The sequence below is a fragment of the Actinomadura sp. NTSP31 genome (genome assembly GCF_041951385.1).
Classification (GTDB): domain Bacteria; phylum Actinomycetota; class Actinomycetes; order Streptosporangiales; family Streptosporangiaceae; genus Spirillospora; species Spirillospora napierensis.
On the sequence record NZ_JBGNUT010000008.1, the window covers coordinates 273,198 to 279,362 of the forward strand.

The following is a 6,165-nucleotide window of genomic DNA, read 5'->3' on the forward strand; positions in this document are numbered from 1 at the left end:
ACGACGCCCCTTCGATGGGCGCGTACCCGACCGATCTCCCGCCAGTGCGCGATCAGCTTCTTGCACGCGCTTCATCAAGTGGCCGAGCAGGGCGAGGGATGGGGAACGGTGTCCTTCTTCCCGGGGCCTCGGGTGATGCGCCAGAGCAACCATGCCTGAAGCAGGCCGGCCACCGTGCAGGGAAGGTCGAACAACACCACCCCTAGCGCCCGTGATGGCCCCTCGTCCGGGATCAGGGGGAAGGTGAGGCTTGTGATGAGGAATGACGACGGCGCACTCACGAGTAGGAGCCAGATGCCGCTGAACGTCGGGTCATCGGCGAAGATGCCCATGGTCACGCTACCTGCGGCGTTGGCCAGGACCAGGACTGCATAGGCGCCAGAGATGGCGGCTGCCACACGTCCGCGCTCGTATCGGGATGCCCTTGAGCGGACGCGGTTGAAGATCGACATGCGTCCATGCTGGTCAGCCGCAGTGGTGTCGCCATGAGTACAGATACTCGGGTTGGCGTAGGTAGTGCCTGCCGGCCTCTAGGTGCGACGGCGAGGACGGCGGATCCGGAGTCGCCACAGGACGCCGAGCCGCCTGATCATCAGGACGGTGACGACGCTGTGGACGAGCGTCCGGCCGACCTCGTCTCCGGCCGTGGGCGGCGGCGCGGCGAACAGTTGCAGCGGCTGACGTGGGCCCACGGCTGCGACGACGTGGCGGCCTGTACCGAGAATCGACGCAAGCGGCCCTGCCCGGCCCGCTGAGCCAAGGCCAAGAGCCGCACGTCTGTGTCCCCAGGGACGCTGAGGGCCTGTGCCTGAAGAACTGCACGCGGCACGTCGTCAGCTGCCCCGAGCGCACCGGCAAATCCCGCAAGTGCTACCCGCCCGCGGGCACAGCGGACCCCTGGATGCACGTCGCGAACCAGCTAATCAACCCATGGAGGACCCTGCCATGTCCGAACAGCGCCCGCCCGCTCTGCCCCACCGGAACGTATGGGCGCGCATCGGCCCGCTGCACGCCGCGCTCCGCCGCATCGCTCCGGTGATCACGGCGGCGAAGATGCTCGGCGAAGTGCCCGTCAGCGGGCCGGGTCCGTTCGTGTGGGTCTCCTTCCCGCAGCGCGGCCCGTACAAGATCCAGTGGTGCGGTGACGGTTACCAGTGGACGCCACGCCAGTGGCGCGGCGAGAGCCTAGACCCCGATCCCGAGGTGGCAGCCCGGCAGGTCGCCGAGCGGTTCGGCGCGCCGGTGCACTCTCCCACCCCTAGACGTGGGGGCGGCGGCGCGGGCGGGATCGGCATCTTCGACGGGCTCGCCGCCCCCACACAGAACCCCGCCGCTCAGGCCAGCAGGCGCGCGCCTGGGCCGCGGCATCAACCACAGGCGCGCCGGAGGTGTACATGAGCATCACACTCGAGCGGGCGGCCCTGACCGCCCGTGACCCCCGCGAGCTGGCCGATCCTGCACTGTTCGGCAAGCTCTCCAGCTACGTCGCCAAGGACCGAGTGGTCACCCGCCCCTACGCCGAAAGCGTGGGAGGCAGACCTTCGTCTGGCTGCGGGCCGTGAAGCTGAATCCCGGCGTGCGGCTGGCCATGTCGGAGACCGTGGACTTCGGCTGGCACGCCTTCGTCCTCCACTCCCCGGACTACGTCCCCTGGTGCGACGAGAATCTCGGCTACTACCGGAACGCGGCGTTGCCCAGCTCGCTCGTGAGGCCGCCGTCAACCAGCACGTCCGGGCAATCACCCCGGAGCTGCTGGCAGACATCGAGGCCGGCGGGTGGAGGGTCCTCGTCTTCGAGTACGTCGAGGGCAGGCACGCCGACTACCGGCCCGGTTCGCGGGATCTGGACACCGTCCTGGACACCCTCGCAGCCGTCGGCGAGGTGGCCCTTCCCGAGGACGCGGAGGTGATGTGGTTCGAGGGCCGCTGGTCCGACTACGCCGTCGTCCCGCAGCGCCTCACCAGCTCGCCGGTGAGACGCTGCTGCACACCGATCTGAACCCTGGCAACGTCATCAGCACCGGCGCCGGCGCGCGGCTGGTCGACTGGGGCATGGCCTCGCGCGGTGCTCCGCTGGTGAACTCCGCCGACCTGGTGGTGAACCTCATCGCGCGCGGCCACGCGCCCAAGGACGCCGAAGCAGTCGTGAGCGCGCTGGCGACCTGGCGGAGGGCCGATCCAGAGGTGATCGACTACTACGTCCGGCTGCTGGCCACGACGTGGCTGGAGGCGTTCTGGACACCCACACACCCGTGGGCGCGCGCGGTCGTCGACGCCGCCGTCCGCTGGGCGATGTACCGGCGCGACCTGCACTGAACTGAGTCCAACCCGAGACGCCCCCGCCCGAGCTTCGGACGGGGGCGTCGTCATCTCCGGCGCCGGTGCTCTCACGCGGCCATGCCGGCGACCGCGAGCGCGCTCGCGATCTGTGCGAGGTGGTCAAGGGCATCGAGCGTGTGCGTCACCATGCGTTCGACGCTAGGAGTTTCGGAGGCCCCTCCCGCATAGAACGCGATTCTGTAGATAAGTCCGCGATCTTGTTGCGATGCGACCATACTCGCCGTCTACAAACTTAGACTGTCTAATTGAAAATTCATGCATAGCGATCGAATTGGCGGCCTCAAATAATCAACGGTCCCTAGGCTGCGACTTGAACAGCGATTGACCTCCACGAGAATACTGTCATATACGTTGAATGGGGAAGATGGGGAAGAGCGAGCCGTCAAGGAGTCAAAATGACCAAGAACGTCAGCGTCACACTTCAGGGCATCAAATGCGTCGCCGTGGGACCTGACCCGGGATCGGCGCTGGAGATCTACGGCGACCTCGGCGCGAAGCGCACGACAATCAACGAGAACGGGGACTTCGAGGCCATCGAGAATTTCCCCCTCTGGCATCTGGGTCCGCACGACTGGGTGAACATCGCGCGAGACAATACCCTGACGGTCAACAACACGACCCCGACCTTCAAAATCAACGAGGACGAGTGGCTGTGGGTGGGCGGCCACCTCGCAGAGGAAGATGATTGGCCCAGCAACAATGACAACCTAGGCTTCCTGGATAAGAAGCTAGGGCACGACCAAGTCGACACGGGCCAGCAAATCATCACCTTCTCTGAGGAGGGCCAGGTCGCAGAGGCCAGGTTCATGGTCCGAGTGATCTAGCTAGCTCTCCTGAGCCGGGAGTTGGTCTGAATTCATCTTGGCGGGGGCCTCGCTCGACCGGGGGCTTCCCGCCAAGACCCGTGGCTGAGCGCATAAGGCGATGCAGTAGCGGGCATCACCGCCTACCTAGCCGGTGTCCCGCTCGTCACCCACGGCTGGGGCCTCGGCCAGAAGTGCCACTAGGACGCTCCCGGGCGCCGGTGCGGGTCGCCGCATTCGACTCATACATCGAGGCCGAGCTGATGATCGACTGGAACCCGTGCCTGGCGGTGGAGCTACCGCCAGAGACCCGGACCCGGCGCGGGTGTGGTCGCCCGCCCAGGTCGTCGTCTTCCTGGAGCATGTGGCCGGCCAGCGGCTGGGGCTGCTGTACCGGATCGTGCTGCTGCGCGGCCTGCGCCGTGGTGAGGCGCTCGGCCTGAAGTACGGGGATCTGGCGCGCGACCCGCACCGTGCCCCGATCCGGCAGGCCATCCTTCAGGTCGCCGGGAAGATCGTCTGGGACACGCCGAAGACCCGGTCGGGTGTGCGAGTGGCGTCGCTGGACTCCAGGTGCGCCGGGCTGGTCCCGTCGCACCTGACGATGCTGAAACGGGAATGGCTCGCCGCCGGCAAGGCGTACCAGGATCACGGGCTGATGTTCTGCCGGGAGGACGGCACCCCCTACACCCCGGACGCGGTGAGCAAGGACTTCCAGAAGCAGGCCGCTGCGGCGGGCCTGCCGGTGATCCGGTTGCACGAGGGGCGGCACACGGCGGCGACTCTGGGCCTGGAGGGCGGGATCGACATCAAGGTGGTGTCGGATCAGCTGGGGCATTCGACGACGCGGATCACGCAGGACCTGTACACGCATGTGCGGCAGGCGTTGCATGATGAGGCGGCTGAGACGGTGCTGAAGCACCTGTCCGGCGGGGAGTCGTCGTCGAGCGCTGGGACAAGATCATGATGGCGTGGATGCATTCTGGATGCATCGGCCCCGATTCCGGGGGTGGAGAGCCCCTCGGTTCAAGATCGCAATCGGGGCCTGACCTGCTGGAGCCGGCGAGGGGACTTGAACCCCTAACCTTCTGTTTACAAGCAAGATCAGCGCCGTCCAGGCCCGTCCCCACAAGTCCCCTGACCAGCGCGGCAGCCTCCCGGACGTCCACACCCGTCCAAGATCATCCGACCCCGTTGTTAGCACCGCCGTTAGCACCCACACCCATCCCGGAGGGTGCGCCCGCGCGAACGACGAGACGCTGTGACAGACCGATTCGCGCGGGCGTACCCTCCGGTCCGCGGGGGGCTGGGGGCCGCGAGGCCCCCGCTTCACGCTCCCTCAACCGGTTATGGCAGACGACGCTTCCAACTTTGACCATCGGGACCATGGTCCGCACCCACTTCGAGACATGTACCGTCGCGAGATCACGTGGATCATCCTGAGGCTCCTGCTCTTCTCTGCTCCCCGGGCCCGATTCCTACTATGCTCACACCATGGTGCAACCACAACTACCAGATGAGTTGCGAATTACTATTGTTGGGACTTCTGCACTTCCTGATACCACACGCGCAGCTTTCCGTACAGTGATCATAGAACACGGCAAGAGCCTGCTAAATGAGGCACAGAGACTGGCGACGGGTAATTCAGAAGAAGAGACGCCAATGATCACACCGACCCTGATAATGGATACTTCGAAGTTCATGCTGAGGGGTTACATACAGAAGAAGCCGAGCAAGTATAGAGGCATGGCTACTCTCATCGGAGGAATAACAACCTTTGCAGGCGGCGTTTTTGTGAACAATGTTGACAAAGGGTGGGGTGTTGCAGGATTTTGCGCCTGCGTAGTCGTGGTGGCGATCTGCATTATCTGGGGTATTGAGAAATGAAGAACGATCACATTCAGGATCGACATGCCTTCATCAGGATACTGTCGAAGTATCCGATGATCGTTTTTGTATTCCTCCTGACGTGCCTTACTTTGGCCATCTACCTGACTTCCGACAACGTCAGACACACTGCTGACCTCGCGGGACTAGTTATAGGACTGACAAGCTTCATCATCGCAGTTTACAGCCTCATCTTGGCAAGGCGGGCGGATCGCCTACTTGAACATGCTTCCAGAGAGAAAGAATCCGGGTCGATAACGCTGGTAGAAGCTTGGTCGAAAATGGAAAAGGAATTGCGGTCCCGATACAGTGGCTCAGAACTTCCCTCCAGAGGGCTCGATGCGATGCTTCGCAAGTATGTAGATGAGACCTCATCGTCGAAGGCTGATGCCGCCACTATTCGTGCAGCTCTCCGAGTTCGCAATAGTGTGGTACACGCGACGGAGCCGCGTCCAAGTGACGCCGAGATTGAACGCAGTCTTGCCGCGATTCTGCGTCACCTCGGCAAGATTCGCGCGTTCTCTTCGGAGTCGACAGTGGAGCATAATGTGTCACTGGACATCGGCCGAGCACAGTTGACCACCTCGACACCCGGCGATCACTCTGGTGCTTCCTACGTGAATACCGGGATAATAATATCCGGTTCCGGTCGAATCGGCATCGATCAGGCCAAATCTCGAGTCTCACATCTTCGTGAGCGCGCTTCAATTGATCCTGACCGCAACCTTGCGCCTCTCGCGCGGGCCTTGAATAACCTTGCTACGGATTTGATGGAGGACGGCCGTACCTTCGAGGCTTTCCCCGTCGCAGAGGAAGCTGCAACTAATTACCGTTGGCTCGCTGAAGCCAACCCCGAGCGCTACCTCCCTGACCTCGCGCAATCCCTAAGCAAGCTCGGTATAGCTCTTTCTGACCTGGGACGTGCCACCGAGGCTGTAGAAGCTACGCAAGAGGCCGTTACCCTGCACAGGCAGCTCGCTCAGAACAACCCCGAGCGCTACCTCCCCGACCTCGCGCAATCCCTAAGCAAGCTCGGTATAGCTCTTTCTGACCTGGGACGTGCCACCGAGGCTGTAGAAGCTACGCAAGAGGCCGTTACCCTGCACAGGCAGCTCGCTCAGAACAACCCCGAGCGC

General features: G+C 63.6%; 10 protein-coding genes. 8 read left to right on the forward strand and 2 right to left on the reverse strand.

Features of this window, described 5'->3' with window-relative positions; all coding sequences use genetic code 11:
* Window positions 1-74: 74 nt before the first annotated feature.
* Window positions 75-452: an SCO4225 family membrane protein gene (locus tag ACA514_RS16600; RefSeq protein ID WP_375042021.1), complete on the reverse strand. Its 378-nt coding sequence runs from the start codon at window positions 450-452 to the stop codon at window positions 75-77.
* A gap of 78 nt (window positions 453-530) precedes the next feature.
* A complete protein-coding gene (locus ACA514_RS16605) occupies window positions 531-692 on the reverse strand; it encodes a hypothetical protein (RefSeq protein WP_375042022.1) in 162 nt (53 codons plus the stop codon).
* A gap of 253 nt (window positions 693-945) precedes the next feature.
* On the opposite strand from ACA514_RS16605, the gene ACA514_RS16610 reads away from it, so the two are divergent.
* The 8 genes from ACA514_RS16610 to ACA514_RS16645 all read left to right on the forward strand — a co-directional run.
* On the forward strand, window positions 946-1,398 hold the full coding sequence (locus ACA514_RS16610; protein ID WP_375042023.1) for a hypothetical protein: 453 nt from the start codon (window positions 946-948) through the stop codon (window positions 1,396-1,398).
* Window positions 1,395-1,562 (forward strand): hypothetical protein, encoded by a 168-nt coding sequence (locus ACA514_RS16615; RefSeq protein WP_375042024.1) that lies wholly within the window; start codon window positions 1,395-1,397, stop codon window positions 1,560-1,562. Before ACA514_RS16610 ends, ACA514_RS16615 begins: the two co-directional genes overlap by 4 nt.
* 91 nt (window positions 1,563-1,653) lie before the next feature.
* On the forward strand, window positions 1,654-1,998 hold the full coding sequence (locus tag ACA514_RS16620; protein WP_375042025.1) for a hypothetical protein: 345 nt from the start codon (window positions 1,654-1,656) through the stop codon (window positions 1,996-1,998).
* The gene (locus ACA514_RS16625) at window positions 1,911-2,315 is read left to right on the forward strand and encodes a phosphotransferase (protein ID WP_375042026.1); all 405 of its coding nucleotides are present in this window, start codon (window positions 1,911-1,913) and stop codon (window positions 2,313-2,315) included. Before ACA514_RS16620 ends, ACA514_RS16625 begins: the two co-directional genes overlap by 88 nt.
* 419 nt (window positions 2,316-2,734) lie before the next feature.
* Window positions 2,735-3,163 carry a hypothetical protein gene (locus ACA514_RS16630; protein ID WP_375042027.1) on the forward strand — a complete coding sequence of 143 codons (429 nt, stop codon included), beginning with the start codon at window positions 2,735-2,737 and terminating at the stop codon, window positions 3,161-3,163.
* 259 nt (window positions 3,164-3,422) lie between these two features.
* Window positions 3,423-4,109 carry a tyrosine-type recombinase/integrase gene (locus ACA514_RS16635; protein WP_375042028.1) on the forward strand — a complete coding sequence of 229 codons (687 nt, stop codon included), beginning with the start codon at window positions 3,423-3,425 and terminating at the stop codon, window positions 4,107-4,109.
* A gap of 527 nt (window positions 4,110-4,636) precedes the next feature.
* Window positions 4,637-5,029: a hypothetical protein gene (locus tag ACA514_RS16640; protein ID WP_375042029.1), complete on the forward strand. Its 393-nt coding sequence runs from the start codon at window positions 4,637-4,639 to the stop codon at window positions 5,027-5,029.
* A partial coding sequence (locus tag ACA514_RS16645) for a tetratricopeptide repeat protein (RefSeq protein ID WP_375042030.1) occupies window positions 5,026-6,165 on the forward strand: 1,140 nt, incomplete at its 3' end. The genes ACA514_RS16640 and ACA514_RS16645, both read left to right, overlap by 4 nt.